15 protein-coding genes and 1 tRNA gene are annotated in these 15,692 nt (G+C 63.3%); 8 read left to right on the forward strand and 8 right to left on the reverse strand.

What is annotated here, in order from left to right; translation table 11 throughout:
* Nucleotides 1–18: 18 nt before the first annotated feature.
* On the reverse strand, nt 19–1,035 hold the full coding sequence (locus H0274_RS01800; RefSeq protein WP_226792632.1) for a phage major capsid protein, P2 family: 1,017 nt from the start codon (nt 1,033–1,035) through the stop codon (nt 19–21).
* Nucleotides 1,036–1,084: 49 nt separating this feature from the next.
* Nucleotides 1,085–1,936 (reverse strand): GPO family capsid scaffolding protein, encoded by an 852-nt coding sequence (locus H0274_RS01805; RefSeq protein WP_226792633.1) that lies wholly within the window; start codon nt 1,934–1,936, stop codon nt 1,085–1,087.
* A 115-nt stretch (nt 1,937–2,051) separates the two neighbouring features.
* Here H0274_RS01805 and H0274_RS01810 point away from each other — a divergent pair, with 115 nt between their 5' ends.
* The 4 genes from H0274_RS01810 to H0274_RS01825 all read left to right on the forward strand — a co-directional run bounded on the left by H0274_RS01810 (nt 2,052) and on the right by H0274_RS01825 (nt 6,743).
* Nucleotides 2,052–3,908, forward strand: a complete 1,857-nt coding sequence (locus tag H0274_RS01810; RefSeq protein ID WP_461395892.1) for a terminase large subunit domain-containing protein — start codon at nt 2,052–2,054, stop codon at nt 3,906–3,908.
* Nucleotides 3,905–4,909 (forward strand): phage portal protein, encoded by a 1,005-nt coding sequence (locus H0274_RS01815; RefSeq protein ID WP_226792634.1) that lies wholly within the window; start codon nt 3,905–3,907, stop codon nt 4,907–4,909. Before H0274_RS01810 ends, H0274_RS01815 begins: the two co-directional genes overlap by 4 nt.
* A gap of 152 nt (nt 4,910–5,061) precedes the next feature.
* The gene (locus H0274_RS01820) at nt 5,062–5,856 is read left to right on the forward strand and encodes a DNA adenine methylase (protein WP_226792635.1); all 795 of its coding nucleotides are present in this window, start codon (nt 5,062–5,064) and stop codon (nt 5,854–5,856) included.
* 811 nt (nt 5,857–6,667) lie between these two features.
* A tRNA-Val gene (locus H0274_RS01825) sits at nt 6,668–6,743 on the forward strand.
* Between the two features lie 178 nt (nt 6,744–6,921).
* Here the strand turns inward: H0274_RS01825 and H0274_RS01830 are convergent.
* Nucleotides 6,922–7,701 (reverse strand): dioxygenase family protein, encoded by a 780-nt coding sequence (locus H0274_RS01830; protein WP_226792636.1) that lies wholly within the window; start codon nt 7,699–7,701, stop codon nt 6,922–6,924.
* A gap of 3 nt (nt 7,702–7,704) precedes the next feature.
* Nucleotides 7,705–8,289, reverse strand: a complete 585-nt coding sequence (locus H0274_RS01835) for a TlpA family protein disulfide reductase (protein ID WP_226792637.1) — start codon at nt 8,287–8,289, stop codon at nt 7,705–7,707.
* Nucleotides 8,290–8,308: 19 nt separating this feature from the next.
* On the opposite strand from H0274_RS01835, the gene argH reads away from it, so the two are divergent.
* From argH to H0274_RS01855, 4 genes are read left to right on the forward strand one after another with little or no spacing between them, the layout of a single operon-like run.
* Nucleotides 8,309–9,685, forward strand: a complete 1,377-nt coding sequence (argH, locus tag H0274_RS01840; protein WP_226794416.1) for an argininosuccinate lyase — start codon at nt 8,309–8,311, stop codon at nt 9,683–9,685.
* Nucleotides 9,682–9,927 (forward strand): hypothetical protein, encoded by a 246-nt coding sequence (locus H0274_RS01845; protein ID WP_226792638.1) that lies wholly within the window; start codon nt 9,682–9,684, stop codon nt 9,925–9,927. The genes argH and H0274_RS01845 overlap by 4 nt, the downstream gene beginning before the upstream one ends.
* 9 nt (nt 9,928–9,936) lie before the next feature.
* Nucleotides 9,937–11,202 (forward strand): diaminopimelate decarboxylase, encoded by a 1,266-nt coding sequence (lysA, locus tag H0274_RS01850; RefSeq protein ID WP_226792639.1) that lies wholly within the window; start codon nt 9,937–9,939, stop codon nt 11,200–11,202.
* Nucleotides 11,202–11,981, forward strand: a complete 780-nt coding sequence (locus H0274_RS01855; RefSeq protein WP_226792640.1) for a precorrin-2 dehydrogenase/sirohydrochlorin ferrochelatase family protein — start codon at nt 11,202–11,204, stop codon at nt 11,979–11,981. Before lysA ends, H0274_RS01855 begins: the two co-directional genes overlap by 1 nt.
* 45 nt (nt 11,982–12,026) lie before the next feature.
* Here the strand turns inward: H0274_RS01855 and ruvX are convergent, their stop codons facing one another.
* Genes ruvX through lepB form a run of 4 tightly spaced genes read right to left on the reverse strand, consistent with a single transcriptional unit; the run spans nt 12,027 to nt 15,691 of the window.
* Nucleotides 12,027–12,494 (reverse strand): Holliday junction resolvase RuvX, encoded by a 468-nt coding sequence (ruvX, locus tag H0274_RS01860; RefSeq protein ID WP_226792641.1) that lies wholly within the window; start codon nt 12,492–12,494, stop codon nt 12,027–12,029.
* On the reverse strand, nt 12,491–13,609 hold the full coding sequence (locus H0274_RS01865) for a DUF3089 domain-containing protein (RefSeq protein WP_226792642.1): 1,119 nt from the start codon (nt 13,607–13,609) through the stop codon (nt 12,491–12,493). The genes ruvX and H0274_RS01865 overlap by 4 nt, the downstream gene beginning before the upstream one ends.
* Complete coding sequence (locus H0274_RS01870; RefSeq protein WP_226792643.1) at nt 13,606–14,733, reverse strand: AI-2E family transporter; 1,128 nt, start codon at nt 14,731–14,733, stop codon at nt 13,606–13,608. Before H0274_RS01870 ends, H0274_RS01865 begins: the two co-directional genes overlap by 4 nt.
* Entirely contained in the window at nt 14,720–15,691 is a 972-nt protein-coding gene (lepB, locus tag H0274_RS01875) for a signal peptidase I (protein ID WP_226792644.1), read from the reverse strand. The genes H0274_RS01870 and lepB overlap by 14 nt, the downstream gene beginning before the upstream one ends.
* Nucleotide 15,692: the final 1 nt, after the last annotated feature.

Consider the following 15,692-nt stretch of genomic DNA (forward strand, 5'->3'; position numbering starts at 1 on the left):
CCCCGGTCGCGGCGGCGGTTATTCGACGTATTCGATGTTCTCGATCAGGCAGGCGAAGTCGTAATCCTCGATCGGATAGGCATCGTTGCTGGACTGGTAATCTTCCCAACGGTTCTTCTTCGGATTGTCCACCAGCGTGCGGCGGCGCTTGCCTTCCTGTTCGTAGACCGAAAGGTTCTCGTGGCTGGTGATGAACACCTTGCCCGCCGGGAAGGCATAGGGGCGTTCGGCCGGCAGGCCGCCCAGGCGCTTGGTGGCCATGATCGTATCGCGGGCAAGCTGCTCGGTCGGATCGCGATCCTCATTGATCAGCGGGAAATATTTGTCCTTCAGCAGATCGCGGGAGACGAAGGCGTAAAGCTGGGTATCGTCCTGCGCCCAGGGCGGCAGCAGCGAATTGACCGCATCCCACACCAGCGCGTCCAGCGTGGCGTAATCGCCGCCGGGCCCATAGGTCACCTTGCCACTGCCGGCGCTGCTTTCGGTCATGACCTGCGATGCACGATCTTCGCGCAGGTTCTGCAGCCAGCCCTTGTTGACGTCCTGCAGCTTGGGGTTCGCCACCTTGTTGGTGGTGGCCGCCACGCTGGTGCCGTTGAAGCCGATCATCACATGGGCGCGCCGCTGGGACTGGACGATCAGGTTCTGGATGCGCTTTTCGAAGTCGGGGAACTTCGCCCACATGTCGAGCTTCTTGTAGGTCAGATGGGTGTCGTAATCGGTCTGGAACAGTTCGTAATCATGGGCCGACATGCTGCTGGGATCGCTGGTCTTGCGTTCCCCATCGCCGCTGGTGTCGGTTCGGGAGGCATTGGGCGCCCCGATTTCGAGGCCGATGATTTCGCCCTTGAGTTCGGGCACCTGGCGCAGGTTGATCCGGCCAAGGAAGCTCCTGGGGTCTTCCTGCTTCAGATCGACCAGCACCTGCTGGACCGAAGGGTCAACGGTGAACTGTTCGGTGGCCGACCGCGCGCCATTCAGCTCGGCAATGTTTTCGAGATATTCGTGGAAGAGGTCGCGGGTTTCGTTACGCATTTCGGGCTCCGGGAGAAAAGGGCGAGCGGCGGGATTGAAGGGTGGCGGATCAGCAGACCGCGCGTTCGCGGTCCCCGCCGCCGCTGGCCAAGGGCCGGGCGCGGTAGGTCTGGGGCTTGGCCTTCTCGATTTCGCCCTGCAGTTTGGCGAAATCTTCCGCCAGCTTGGCCAGGCGGGTTTCCGTTTTGGCCTGCGATGCGGTGAAGGCACTGGCCAGTCTGTCCATGCCTTCGGTCATGGCCGCCGCGAAGGCAGCCAGATCGGAAGGGCTGCCGCTGCCTCCCTGATTGGGCGGAGTGGGCTCAGTGGGCTGGAGCGGGGCCAGCGGCGCGGGCGCGGTGAAGCTGTCGAAGAATTTGCGCATGGCGGCAAAGGCGCCGCGCACTTCGCCATCGCCCTGCCCTTCATCCTCGAATTCCACGCTGAAGGCGTCCGAAATGGCGATCAGATTATCCTTGCGGGCATCTTCCCGCGTGGAGAATTTCAGCACTTCGGTGCCCAGGCTGGCGGGCGTATCGGTCAGCGCCAGGCCATAAAGGTATGCCTTGCCGCTGTTGGCGAAATTGGGCGCAATCTCGATGCTGGAAAACACTTTCTGATCGGCAGCGGTCAGCGCGCGGGCCTGATCGTTCACATCGAAGCTGGCCAGCAGGGCAAGGCGTTTCTGATCCTTGCCGCCCAGCTTCAGCGTGACTTCCTCGGTCTTCAGCGCATCGACCGAGCCATAGGCATTGAAGGGCGGTTCCGGCGAATAGCCGCGCAGATGCTCGCAATTGATGCGCGCGGTATAGGTTGCGCGGTCATAGCTGGCGGCCATCTGCTCGATATGGGCGCGGTCGATCTTGCGGCCATCGACGGTGTCGCCTTCAACGGCAACGCGGAAAAACTTGGTCTTTGCCATGGGGCGGCGGCTCCGGGGTGTGAATGAGCGTGTGAGGCCCATTCGCGCCTGATCGGCCCCTTCCGGCAATGTGCCCGCATTGTGGTTCGTGTCATCACAAAGGAGCGTGCGGGAAGTGGATCGCGCCCGCGCGCAGGGTGGCACCCCCATGGCCGCCGTCAACCCAGAGTGCCCCCTTCCCCCGCCGCCGATTCCGTATGATGCGCGGCGGGTGGCGCGCGCCTATTACTGGCGTGGCTGGGGCGTGACGGAAATCGCCCAGGAACTGCAGCTTTCGGAAAACACCGTGGCCAGCTGGAAGCGGCGCGATCGCTGGGACGATGATCCCGTGATCCGCCGCATCGAAGACAGCTGCGAAATGCGGCTGAACCAGCTGATCTTCAAAGAGAAGAAGAGCGGCAGCGACATGAAGGAAATCGATCTGCTGGGGCGGCAGATCGAGCGCATGGCCCGCGTCCGCCGCTATCGCGAGCCGGGCGGCCATGAAGGCGACCTCAACGAGAAAGTGGCCAATCGCAACGCCGGGGAACGGAAGAAGAAGCCCAAGAACCTCATCACGCATGAGGAATATCTCAAGCTGAAGCAGGCGTTCCTGGACTGCCTCTACGGCTATCAGGAATTATGGTGGGACAATTGCGGGCGGCGCACCCGCATGCTGCTGAAGTCCCGCCAGATCGGCGCGACTTTCTATTTCGCGCGCGAGGCTTTCATCCGCGCGCTGGAAACTGGCAACAACCAGATCTTCATTTCCGCGAGCCGGGCGCAGGCCAACATCTTCCGCCAATATATCGTGGAATTCGTCTTCAGCGTGCTGGGCCGCCAGCTGACGGGCGACCCCATGGTGGTGAGCCGCGAAGGGGACGATGGGGAGGCGCTGGACCCCGTAACCTTCTATTTCCTGGGCACCAATTATCGCACGGCCCAAGGCTATCACGGCGACGTCTATATTGACGAATGCTTCTGGATCTACGGCTTCGAGCAGATCAACAAGGTCGCCAGCGCGATCAGCACCCAGAAGCGCTATCACAAGACCTATTTCTCCACCCCCAGCACCATCGCCCATGAAGCCTATCCCATGTGGACGGGGGAGCGCTTCAACAAGCGCAGGGCCAAGGAACAGCGCCTTCGCATCGACATCAGCCATGGCGCGCTGGCGGGCGGGCAACTGGCGGCAGATGGCATCTGGCGCCACATCGTCACTATCCGCGATGCAGTGGCGCTGGGTTTCGATCTGGTCGACCTGGACGAATTGCACCTGGAATATTCGGTCGATGAATTCGACAATCTGTTCCTGTGCCAGTTCGTGGATGACAGCAAATCCAGCTTCCCCCTGGCGCTGCTGCGCCCCTGCATGGTCGATAGCTGGGAAGTGTGGGACGATTTCCAGCCCTATGCCCTGCGCCCCTATGGCGATGGCGAAGTCTGGATCGGATACGATCCGGCCGAAAGCGAGGATGGGGACAATGCCAGCTGCGTGGTGGTGGCCCCGCCCATTGGCCCACGCGGCAAGTTCCGCGTGCTGGAAAAGTTCCAGTGGAAGGGCAAGGATTATGAAGGGCAAGCCGCCGAAATCCGCAGGTTGACGCGCAAATATCGCGTCACCGAAATCGCCATCGATGGCACCGGCATGGGCAGCGCGGTGCATCAGCTGGTCCGCAAATGGTTCCCCACCGCGCGCCGCATCGATTATTCGCCGCAGGTGAAGACTCAGATGGTGCTGAAGGCCAAGAACGTCTTCGAAAAGCGCCGCGTCGAATTCGACGCCGGGTGGAAGGATCTGGCCGCCGCGCTGATGTCCATCCACCCCAAGCTGACCAAGGGCCAGACCCAGCTGACTTACGTGGCGCGCCGCAGCGCCGAGACCGGCCATGGCGATCTGGCCTGGGCGCTGCTGCATGCCCTGTTCTGCGAACCGATGGACGCCACGGATGGCGCCGGAAGCAACACCCCCCGCGTGGAGATCAATCAATGACCGAAGAAGCGAAGAAGCCGGGCGGGCAGGTTGTCGCCTTTGCCTTGGACGATGCCGTGACCGTGATGGGGCGGCGCGAGCTGCTGGGCTTTACCGAATGCTGGTGGAACGGGCGCTGGTATGAACCGCCGATCAACCCAAAGGATCTGTCCAAGCTGCGCGGTGCCTCTGCCCATCACGGCAGCGCCATCAGCGTGAAGCGCAATCTGCTGGTGAAGCACTTCATTCCGCACCCGCTGCTGAGCCGGGCGGAATTCGCCAAATATGCGCTGGATTTCCTCGTGATGGGCAATGCCTATCTGGAAAACGTGCCCAATGTGCTGGGCCGCACGGCAGAGCTGAAGAACAGCCTGGCCATCAACACCCGGCGCGGGAAACACGGCACCTATTGGTTCGTGGAGAAATACCACGATGCCCACCAGTTCGAGCCCGGCCGGATTTTCCACCTGATCGAGCATGACACGGCGCAGGAGCTATACGGCAAGCCGGAATATATGGCCGCGATGCAGAGCCTGTTGCTGAACGAGAATGCCACTCTGTTCCGCCGCCGCTATTATCTCAACGGCGCCCATGCGGGCTTCGTCTTCTACCTGTCCGAAGCGAGCATGCAGGATGCCGATGTGGAAGCGATCCGCAAGGCGCTGCGCGATGCGCGCGGCATGGGCAATTTCCGCAACCTGTTCCTGCACGCGCCCAATGGCAAGAAAGACGGAGTGCAGATCATCCCGATCAGCGAAGTGGCGGCCAAGGACGAATTCCTGAACATCAAGAACGTGACGCGGGACGATGTGCTGGCCGCCCACCGCGTGCCGCCCCAGATCCTCGGCGTGATCCCCCAGACTGCCGGCGGCTTCGGCGATGTCCGCACCGCGAACGATGTCTTCTTCGTCAACGAGATCGAGCCGCTGCAAATGCGCCTGGCCGAAGTGAATGACTGGATCGGCCAAGACGTAATCCGCTTCAGCGAATGGAAGCCCAGCGCACACCCCGTGGCCGCCTGAATTCCCGCCCGCGCAGGCGGGGGGCAGAGCGCGCCAACGCTCCACCCCGGCAAACTCCCTTGCCGCAAGCCGGGCGCGATCGCCGCCCGACTCGTCCCGCCGCTCGCGAGTGGCGGAACATTTAGCGAACGATTTTAGGGAGTCCAGTTTTCATGCAGTCTTTTCAAGCCGTTGATCCGGTTCGCCCCGTCGCACCCTGGCTGGGCGGCAAGCGCAACCTTGCCAAGCGCCTGGTGGCGCGGATCAATGCCGTGCCGCACGATACCTATGCCGAAGCCTTCGTGGGTATGGGCGGCGTCTTCCTGCGCCGGGACCGGCGGCCCAAGTGCGAAGTGATCAACGATGCCAGCCAGGACGTGGCGAACCTGTTTCGCGTGCTGGAACATCATTACGTCGCCTTCACCGACATGATCCGTTTCCAGATCAGCAGCCGTGCCAATTTCGAGCGCCTGTCGCGGCAGGATCCCGAAACGCTGACGGACATGCGGCGGGCTGCGCGGTTCCTTTACCTGCAGCGTCTGGCATTTGGGGGGAGGGTGGCAGGGGCCCGCTCGCTTGCGATGGTGGCAGGTCGGCCCGCCTATTTCGATGTAACCAAGATCGCGCCGATGTTGGCCGACCTGGGCGATCGGATGTCGGGCGTAAACATCGAATGCCTGGACTGGCAGGTGTTCCTGCGCCGCTGGGATCGGCCGGGAACATTGTTCTATCTCGATCCCCCCTATTTCGGATGCGAGCGAATGTACGGAGCAGGCATGTTCGATCGCGGCCAGTTCGAAGTGATGGCCCAGCTGCTGGCCGACATCAAAGGCCGCTTCATCCTCAGCCTTAACGACCACCCCGAAGTGCGCCGGATCTTCGCCGCCTTCGATATCGAGGAAGTGGGCACTACCTACAGCACCGGGCCAAAGCCCAAGCCAGCGCGCGAACTGATCATCAGCAACTAACCCAGCCCCCAAGGGCCAAACAGGGCCGCTGCGAGCACCCCTCGCAGCGGCCCTTTCCATGTCCAGCCCCCGCCGCGTCATCGCGCTGACGAGCCCGCGCAACCCAATTGCCGAACCCTCCCGCGCCAACCCCGCGCGCCGCGCTCAGCTCCCCCCCTCGCCTGCGGGCTTCTTATGTCGAGTTTTGTGCAGACCGGCTTCGGCCGTGCGTTGGGAAACGAGCTGCATTTTCGGGCGATTAATTCTATGCGCTGAAGGGTGCATATCCGTGCGCAGTGACCGGGAAAAACGCGATGATTTGCGTGTGCGCCGGTCAGTCACGGCAGGGGGGAGGGGAGCGGTTTGCCCTACATCCTCTACATGCCGTGCGAACCTCTCCAAAACTCTCGGAAAACCGCTACTTTTTAGGGGTGCCCGTATCCCTATGTCTGCCCTACGGATTTCACCGCTCTACCCTATATTATTGAAAATAAACGATATTATACTTCAAAATGTAGGGTAAGGCCGCTCCTATGTGGTAGGGATGAGGTAGGGCAGAATGTAGGGCGCGAAACCCGCAGAAATCCGCCAATGTAGGGTATGTAGGGCAAATCTCGCACCCCCTCCCTAGATCAGCGGTCCGCGCCCTAGTTTCAATTTTAACCCCACAACACCGCTCTCTGCCTTCGAGGATCTTCGCCGGCTCCCATTTTGGTCGGGACTATGTCGGGACTCTTGGTTCCGTTCTGTTCTATTTGGTGCCCGTCTGTTCCGCGAACGCCACGGTTGACGGGGCGAAAAAATCGCTTAGAGGCGCGGTTTCCGAGTGATCGGGCGGTTAGCTCAGTTGGTAGAGCATCTCGTTTACACCGAGAGGGTCGGGGGTTCGAGCCCCTCACCGCCCACCATGGAAATCAGCGAATCTCCATGATGCTTGTATGCCGAGCGCTCGTGCATCGGGAAGCTGTGTCTTGCAGGCCGCTGCTTGCGAAGCCGCAGTGCCGCCAACTCCCTCCTATGGCGAGATTGGCGTCCACAGCGCTGCTACGGCGGCAGGCGGCTCCGCTTGCGACTGGCGGAGGCCTCTCAGCCCAGCGTCACGGTCGCGGTTCCGGCATAGCCCTTCTCGGGGCTGCCGGTGAGGTGGATGGTCTGGGCCATCCGCTCCTCCTCCGGGCCGGAAAAGGCGAAGTCGCGCGTGGCAGGCCACCGGCGCAGATTGGCCAAGCTTGCGCCATATTCGCGGCTCGCCTCATAGACCCTGGCGCATTCCTCCTCGGTGAAAGCGAGCTGGGACACGAGCAGGCTGGCATGGCCGGAGGTTGCCGCATCAAGGCTCTTGAAAGCCTCGATATGCACATGCGGGGCTCGCCCGCCGTAGCAGCCGGGGATGATGGTAGTGAAGCGCACCATGCCATCTGCGTCGCTGGCCTGCATCCCGCGCAGCCAGTTCACGTCACGCCGGTGATAGAGCGAGTAATCGCCCGCCGCATCGCATTGCCACAGATATAGCGCGCGGCCTGCCAGCGGAACGCAGGTTTGCGCGCTGACCAGCCGGATCGCGCAATCGAGGCGCACTCCGGGCGCCTCACCGGTCATTCCCGCAAAGCTGCTGCGGATGTCCTGCCGCACCAGCTCCCGCTGACCGAAAACGGAGAGGGTCTGCCCGCTCGCATTGGTGCCATCGGCGGGGAAGGGGCCGCGAATCTCGGTTGGCGTGAGGAGACATGCCTCGCCACTTGCGGTGCGCGCCGCCACAGTTTCCTGGCAGGCCGCCACCAGCCCTCCCAGCCCCAGCGCCGCCACCCCCATGGCCTGACGGCGGGAGGCAAGGGCGGCAAGATCCGTGGCGAGGCGGGATGTCATGGCTCAGCCTGCATTGCCCATGGCTTCGGCGATCAGGGCCTTGGCTTCCTCTCCCTCCCAATCGAAGGCGCCGGTTACGCGGGCCACTTCCTTGCCGCTGGAATCATAGAGGAACGTCGTAGGCAGGTCGGACGCGCCGGAATTGAAGCTGAGATCGCTCTTGGTATCCAGCCACGGTTCCAGATGAGCGAACTTCCCTTCCTTGAAAAAGGGCGTGACCACCTCGGCGCCTTTCATGTCCTGGCTGACGGTCACAACGCGGAGCTTGCCTTCATGCTCTGCGGCAATCGCGTCCAGCACCGGCATTTCCGCCTTGCAGGGCGCGCACCATGTGGCCCAGAGGTTCAGCAGCACCGGCTGGCCCTTCAGGCTGGCGAGGGCCAGCACCTTGCCCGAAGGGTCGGTCGCGGTAAAATCAGGCAAGCTTTCACCGGCAAATTTGCGGCTGACAGGGCCTTCCTTGGCGCTTTGAGTGGACGTTACGTCGCCCTGTGGTTGCGCGGCGGGGTCGCTTTCCCTATCGCACCCGGCCAGTGAGACGGCAAAGCCGAGTGCGAGCGCGAGCGTGACAGACAACGAACGGGACATGAAGAAAAGCTCCAATCAGATGTGGGGCGGGCGTTTTGCGGAAGGCCCGTCGGCAATCATGCGCGAAATTAACGCCTCGATCCCTTTCGACAAGGCATTGTGGCGGCAGGACATCGCCGCCAGCAAGGCCCATGTGGCCATGCTGGGCGCGCAAGGCATCGTTTCGGCGGAGGATGCGCGGACCATCAGCGAGGGGCTGGACCGTGTCGCGGGCGAATATGAAGCCAGCGGTGTTCCCGAGGACTGGGATCTCGAAGACATCCACATGACCACGGAAAGCCGGCTTGCCGAATTGATCGGCCCGGCGGCGGGGCGCCTGCATACCGCGCGCAGCCGCAACGATCAGGTGGCCACCGATTTCCGCCTGTGGGTGCGCGATGCGATTGACGAGGTCGATGCCGGGCTCGCCGCCCTGCAGCGCGCGCTGGTTACGCGGGCAGGGGAACATGTCCGTTCGATCATGCCAGGCTTCACTCACCTGCAGGTCGCCCAGCCGGTTACGCTGGGCCATCATTTGATGGCCTATTATGAAATGCTGCGGCGCGATCGTTCGCGCTTTGCCGATGCGCGTGCGCGGCTTAATGAATGTCCGCTGGGCTCGGCGGCGCTGGCGGGAACTGGCTTCCCCATCGACCGGCAGGCGACGGCCAGCGCGCTGGGATTCGCCAAGCCGACCGATAACAGCCTCGATTCGGTATCCGACCGCGATTTCGCGCTCGATTATCTGATGGCCGCCTCGCAATGTTCGCTGCACCTCTCGCGGCTGGCGGAAGAGATGATCATCTGGGCCAGCCAGCCCTATGGCTTCGTGCGGATGCCCGATGCGCTGTCTACCGGCAGCTCGATCATGCCGCAGAAGAAGAACCCCGACGCGGCCGAGCTGGTGCGGGGTCACTCGGGTCGGATCGTGGGCTGCGCCACGGCGCTGATGATTACCATGAAGGGCCTGCCGCTCGCCTATTCCAAGGATATGCAGGACGATAAGCCCCCGGTGTTCGAGGCGGCCGGGCTGCTGGGGCTTTCCATCGCGGCGATGGAGGGCATGGTGGCCAATGCCACGTTCAACACCGCGCGGATGCGGCAGGCGGCGGAACTCGGCTATGCCACCGCCACCGATCTGGCCGACTGGCTGGTGCGGCAGGCGAACATCCCCTTCCGCGAGGCGCACCATATCACCGGCGCGACGGTGAAACTGGCTGAAAGCAAAGGGGTGGCGCTCGAAGCTCTCACCCTGAATGAACTGCAGGCGATCGATGGGCGGATTACCGAGGATGTATTTCCTCAACTTTCCGTCGAAGCCTCCGTCGCCTCGCGCGCCAGCCATGGCGGAACCGCTCCATCCGAGGTAGAAAAGCGCGTCGCACAAGCCCGCGCCGCTCTGGGAATGGATGCATGAAGCAACTCGCAGCTCTTTTTGCTCTCCCGGCCTTCGCCCTGCTCGCTGCTTGTGGGCAGACGGCGGATCTGCGGCCGCAGGCGGGCAAGGAACTGCCGCAGCCACCCTATGGCCGGAAAGACCGCCCTTCCGCCGAGGAATTGATGGAACCCGCACCGCAGGCCGCGCCGGAACGCAGCGTGGAACTGCGTCGCCGCTCGGAAGAACGCGAGGACGATCCTTTCGATCTCCCGCCCGAATAACAGGTAATCATGGATCATTTCGAACTCAGGAACGGCGAGCTTTACGCCGAAGACGTGCCGCTGGCCCGCATTGCGGCTGAAATCGGCACGCCCGTCTATGTCTATTCCCGCGCCACGCTGGAACGCCATGCCCGCGTGTTTCGTGAAGGGTTGTCGATGCTGCCCAAGGCGCATCTCGCCTTTGCGGTGAAATCCAACCCCAACCTTGCCGTACTGAAGATCCTCCAGCGTGAAGGCTATGGCGCCGATGTCGTCTCGGGCGGCGAGCTGGAGCGCGCGCTGCGCGCGGGCATGCCTGCGGAAGACGTGGTGTTCTCCGGCGTGGGCAAGACCGCACGCGAATTGCTGCGCGGGATCGAGGCGGGCATTGGCCAGTTCAACATCGAATCCGAGGAAGAGGGCCGCGAACTCGCCGCCATAGCAGAGGCCATGGGGGCGAGCGCGCCCTGCGCCCTTCGCGTGAACCCGGATATCGATGCGGGCACGCATGACAAGATTTCCACCGGCAAGGCAGACAACAAATTCGGCGTGCCGATTGACGAGGCACCCGGCATTTACGCCCGTCTTTCCTCGCTGCCGGGCCTCGATATGCGCGGCGTTGCCGTCCATATCGGCAGCCAGCTTTCCGATCTCGCGCCGCTGGAAAAGGCCTTCACGCGCCTTGGCCGCCTGATCGCGGAACTGCGTGCGGCAGGCCTCAAGGTGACCCATGCCGATCTCGGCGGCGGCCTTGGCGTGCCCTACAAGGCGGGCGAAGTCATGCCGAGCCCGGCCGAATATGGCGAAATGGTCGCCCGCGTGACGAAGGACTGGGACGTTACCCTGATGTTCGAGCCTGGCCGCGTGATCGCGGGCAATGCCGGCATCCTGCTCACCTCCGTCGTACGGGTTAAGCGCAACGGCAATCGCGATCCCTTCGTGATCGTCGATGCGGCGATGAACGATCTCGCCCGCCCGGCGCTCTATGGTTCGTGGCACGATTTCGATGCCGTTCGTCCCACGGGCGCGAAGATGACGGCGAATATTGTGGGCCCGATCTGCGAAACGGGCGATACCTTCGCCATGGGTCGCCATATGGACGCGCTGGAAGCGGGCGATCTGGCGGTGTTCCGCACGGCCGGCGCCTATGGCGCCACCATGGCATCTTCCTACAACAGCCGCGGCTTCGTGCCTGAAGTGCTGGTTGACGGGGATCGCTACGCCGTTGTGGCGGACCGAATCGCGCCGGAAGCGATTGCCGACGCGGAACGCGTTCCGGACTGGCTGCTGGGCTGATGCAGTCCCTGCCGCTCTTCCATCGCATTGCCGGCCAGCCGGTGATCGTGCTGGGGGAGGGGCCTGCCGCCGAGCCCAAGCGTCGGCTGGTGGAGCGGGCAGGCGGAGTAGTTGTCGACGAAGTGGGGCAGGGCCTGGCGCGCGGGGCGCGGCTGGCCTTCGTCGCGCTGGACGATCAGGCTGTTAGCGAGGAAGCGGCCCGGCAGCTCAAAGCGCAGGGCCTACTTGTGAATGTCGTGGACCGCCCGGATCTGTGCGATTTCACTACGCCCAGCATTCTGGACCGGGATCCGGTTCTGGTCGCCATAGGCACGGGCGGAGCCTCCGCCGGGCTGGCGAAGCAGTTGCGCCTGCGGCTCGAATCATTGCTGCCCCCTACGCTTGGCGCTCTGGCAGAATCGCTTCAGGCCGCCCGGGAAAAGCTGCGCGCACGCTGGCCTTCACCGGCGGACCGGCGGCAGGCGCTTGATGGCGCATTGGCACCGGGCGGGGCGCTCGATCCCCTGCGCGGGGAAAGTGCGGATGCGGTGGACGGCTGGATCGATGACGCGGAGACCGGGAATTCGCCCGGTCAAGCCGTTATCACCCTGCGCAGTGCCGATCCGGATGATCTGACCCTGCGCGAGGCCCGGTTGCTGGGCAGCGCGGATGTGTTGCTGGCGGAGCCAGGCGTTCCGCAGGCAATTCTGGAGCGCGCCCGGGCTGACGCTCTGCGGCGATTGCTGCCCTGCGAGGACGACTTGCCGGGGGGGCTGGTGGTGGAATTGCGGTTGGGGTGAGGTCTGTTTCGTCATGCCGGCTTGCGCTGGGAGGACGAGGGTCTTCTAAAACGCTGCCCCGGCCAGCGCATCGATTGCCCCCTGCAGGATCACCGCCGCCGCATGGCTGTCGATTCGTTCTGCGCGTTTGCCGCGGCTGAAATCCTGCGCGATCATGTCGCGTTCGGCGCTGGCCGTGGACCAGCGTTCATCCCACAGCAGCACGGGCAGTCCCAGCGGCTCCAGATTGCGTGCATAGGCGCGGCTGGCCTGCGCGCGGGGGCCCTCCGAACCGTCCATATTGAGCGGCAGGCCGATGACTATGCCTTTCACGCTGCGCTCGGCAATCATCGCTTCCAGCTTGGCCTTGTCAGCCGTGAACTTGCCGCGGGGCAGGGTCTTGCCTGCTGTGGCAAAGCTCCAGCCTGCATCGCAGAAGGCCGTGCCGATTGTCTTGGTGCCAACATCCAGCGCGATCAGCGCACCGCCGCCGGGAAGCGCTTCGCGCAGTTCCGGAGCGCGGGTAGTAATCATGCCGGGGGCGTCCACTGCTTCACACGTTCAGTCACGTCCTGCTGCAGGTTCTTCCAGAACAGCGGGATGTCATAGACGTGGTAATTGTTGCCCGGCAGCACCGCCGGACCCAGTGCTGGCGGATCGCCAATCAGCAATATGCCGTTGCTGTTGCAGCGAGCGGGCACGGCTCCGGGTGTCAGCATCGCATCGGTGAGGGAGGCATTGGGTACAAGCGTGCCCAGATTCGCGCTGGCTGGCGCCGAATCGGCCGCCCTGCCGGTCAGGGGATTGGTGCAGAGAATTGCGCTGTCGGTGCGGGGCTTGCCGTCAAAACCCGGCGAATCGCGAAAACGCATGAGCATCTGGGCCGTATCTGCGGGCTCGGCAAAGCTTACCCAGCTTTCGATGCAGCCCGCCTGATGGCGTACGGAACAGGCGGGCAGGCCGAGCGAGGGCAAATCCTGCTCCAGCGAGATTGGCCAGCCAATCGCATAGGCCATCGCAATGCGCCTTTGTGCAGGCGTGCCTTTCACCTTTTCCGCCAGAAGCCGCAGCAGGTGCAGCGAACCCTGGCTGTGCCCTGCCAGCACGATGGGCTCGTCTGCCGGGACCTGCGCGAGGAAATAATCGAAGGCCAGGGCAACATCGCGATAGGCCAGATCGAGAGCTTTCTCCGCGCTGGGATCGTCCGTCAGGAACGCGCCATAGGCTGCCTGCCGATAGCGCGGCACCCAGATTTCTCTGGCCTGGCCGAAGGGGCTGGCCATGCCTTTCAGAAACAGCCGGGCGCGATCATCGGCGGATTTGTCATCCAGCGCGGCGTTCCATCCGGACTTTTCCAGGAAGGAAGTCGGGTGGATGAAGAACACGGCATAACGGGTTGTGCCGGGCTTCTGAACGCCTCCGCCCGGTTGCCAGCGCACGATCTCGTCGCCCTTGCCGGGCCGGGCGATCCACATCGCCGGGTCTGCATAGGCATTGACGCCGAGCGCCTGCTGTTCCTCGAATTCGGCAGTCGGAACGAAGGCCAGCGCGGTCAGCTCGTCAGACCAGATCCGCAGCGCAAAGAATGTCCCGATCACCAGCACGATGCCGGTGGCGATCATGTAGAGGAATATCCGAGCTGCCTTCACAGGGCCTCCGCCTGCACTTCCGTCTGCGCATCGCGCGCTGCGTCATATTTCGCGGAGCGCCGCTCCAGCGCCACCTTGATCATCGCGACCAGCGGGTCGGCCAGGGCAAGCCCCAGCACGCCGAACATCACCCCGAGGATGAGCTGGGTGGCAAGGACAAGGGCAGGGGCAAGGTCTACCGTCTTCTTGGCGATCAGGGGGACAAGGATGTTCCCGTCGATCGTCTGGACGAAGAAATAGACGAAGATCGTGTACAACCCCATTTCCGTTCCGCCGGAAAAGCCCACCAGCACCATCAGCACGCCTGAAATCACCGCGCCGACATTGGGAATGAAAGCCAGCGTGCCGGTGATGAGGCCCAGCAGAACCGCCATCGGCACCGGTACGCCATCGTTCACCAGCGCATAACCGGTCAGCATTGCCCAGGTGAAAATCCCTTCCACCACCATGCCGAACAGGCGACCGCCGAGCAGGTGACGCAGTTGGCGCGCCATCAGCGATCCGGTGATGTAGAAATCCTCGCGCCGGTCTTCGGGCAGCATCCAGGCAATGCCGCGTTCGTAAAGGCGGGGCTCCAGGGAGATGTAGATGCCCAGGAAGCCTATCAGGATCATGCTGGCAATGCCGCCCAGCAGGCCACTGAGCGCCCGTGTGACCGTGCCGACGCCGCTGGCAAGCTGGCTGGCGAAGCTCTGCATGGCATTGGCATCCACCGCCACGCCGCGCGATTGCGCCCATATTGCCCAGGCATGGAGCTGTTCTTCCACAATACGTGGCAATTCCGCTGCCTGCTGGGCAATGGTCGTGCCCGCATAGATCACCACGGCGATCAGGAAGACGACGCCCAGAGTCAGTACGATGGCGATGCGCCAGGCTCGCCCGATCTTCAGGACGCGGCCGAGCAGGCGCGCGCCGCCATCGATCATGGCGGCAAACACCATGCCGCCGAACACCACGAGGAGCGAGCGGGCCATGTAAACCGTCAGAACGGCGGCGCCCACTACGAGCACCCACATGAAAGCACGGCGGGCTTCGAAGGCCAGCCTGGGATCGGCAATCTGCGCCGGGCTGGAGCCTACCTTACGTTCGCTCTCCGGCGCGTTCTTCCCGTCACTTCGCTCCATCCCCACCCCCATTTGTGCCATTCCCGGCGGCGGCGGCAGCCGGTTCGGCCTTCGCGGGGCGCAGGCTAGTCCAGGTGCGGCCTTCGCGGAAGGCCTTGAACCAGGTCAGCGGGTTCCAGCTCATGGAACCGTCGAGCGAGAAGGTGATGAATTCAGCGCGGCCGCCGATGCTGGACAGCGGAACCGGGCCACCAAGTCCATTGGCGATCGGCTTGGCGGGAACGCGGCTGTCGGCGGAATGGTCGCGATTGTCGCCCATCAGGAATACGTGGCCTTCCGGCACCGTGATTTCACCATAATCGTCGTTCATCTGGATCATATCGTCGATCACCAGATAGCTGACGCCGTTGGGGAGCGTTTCGCGATAGGTCGGCGGTTCATAATATTCCTTGCCGTCGGCATCGCGCACGCGGAAATTATCGAAATCCTCAAGGCAGGGGCGCATCATCCCGTCGCCGCTTTCGCATTTCTGCTGGTCCACAGGAATGCGTACCGGCGGCTCTGCAGTGCGGGGCACCAGCTTGCCGTTGAGAACGATTCGCCCGTTCACCAGCGCAATGCGGTCACCCGGCAGCGCGATCACGCGCTTGATGTAATCTTCCGGCCGGTCCGGCGGCACTGCGATCACCACATCGCCATATTCCGGCACGCGGCTGGCGATTTTCCAGTCGCTGCGCGGCAGAAAATGGAAGGTGGCGGAAACCCAGCTCCAGCCATAGGGATATTTGCTCACCACCAGCCGGTCGCCCACCAGCAGGCTGGGTACCATCGAAGTGGACGGAATGTAGAAGGGCTTGGCCACCAGGCTGTGGAAGGCCAATACGGCCAGCAGCATCAGCGCCAGTCCGCGAATCTCGGCGATCCAGTTGACCTTTTCGTTTTTCGGGGTCTCCTTCCCGCCCTTGCTCGGCGTGGAGGAGGCAGAGGGCGAGGGCGTGCCTTCTGGGGCAGCAGTCATG

The sequence above is a fragment of the Fulverythrobacter ferritrahens genome (assembly GCF_020539485.1).
GTDB lineage: Bacteria > Pseudomonadota > Alphaproteobacteria > Sphingomonadales > Sphingomonadaceae > Andeanibacterium > Andeanibacterium ferritrahens.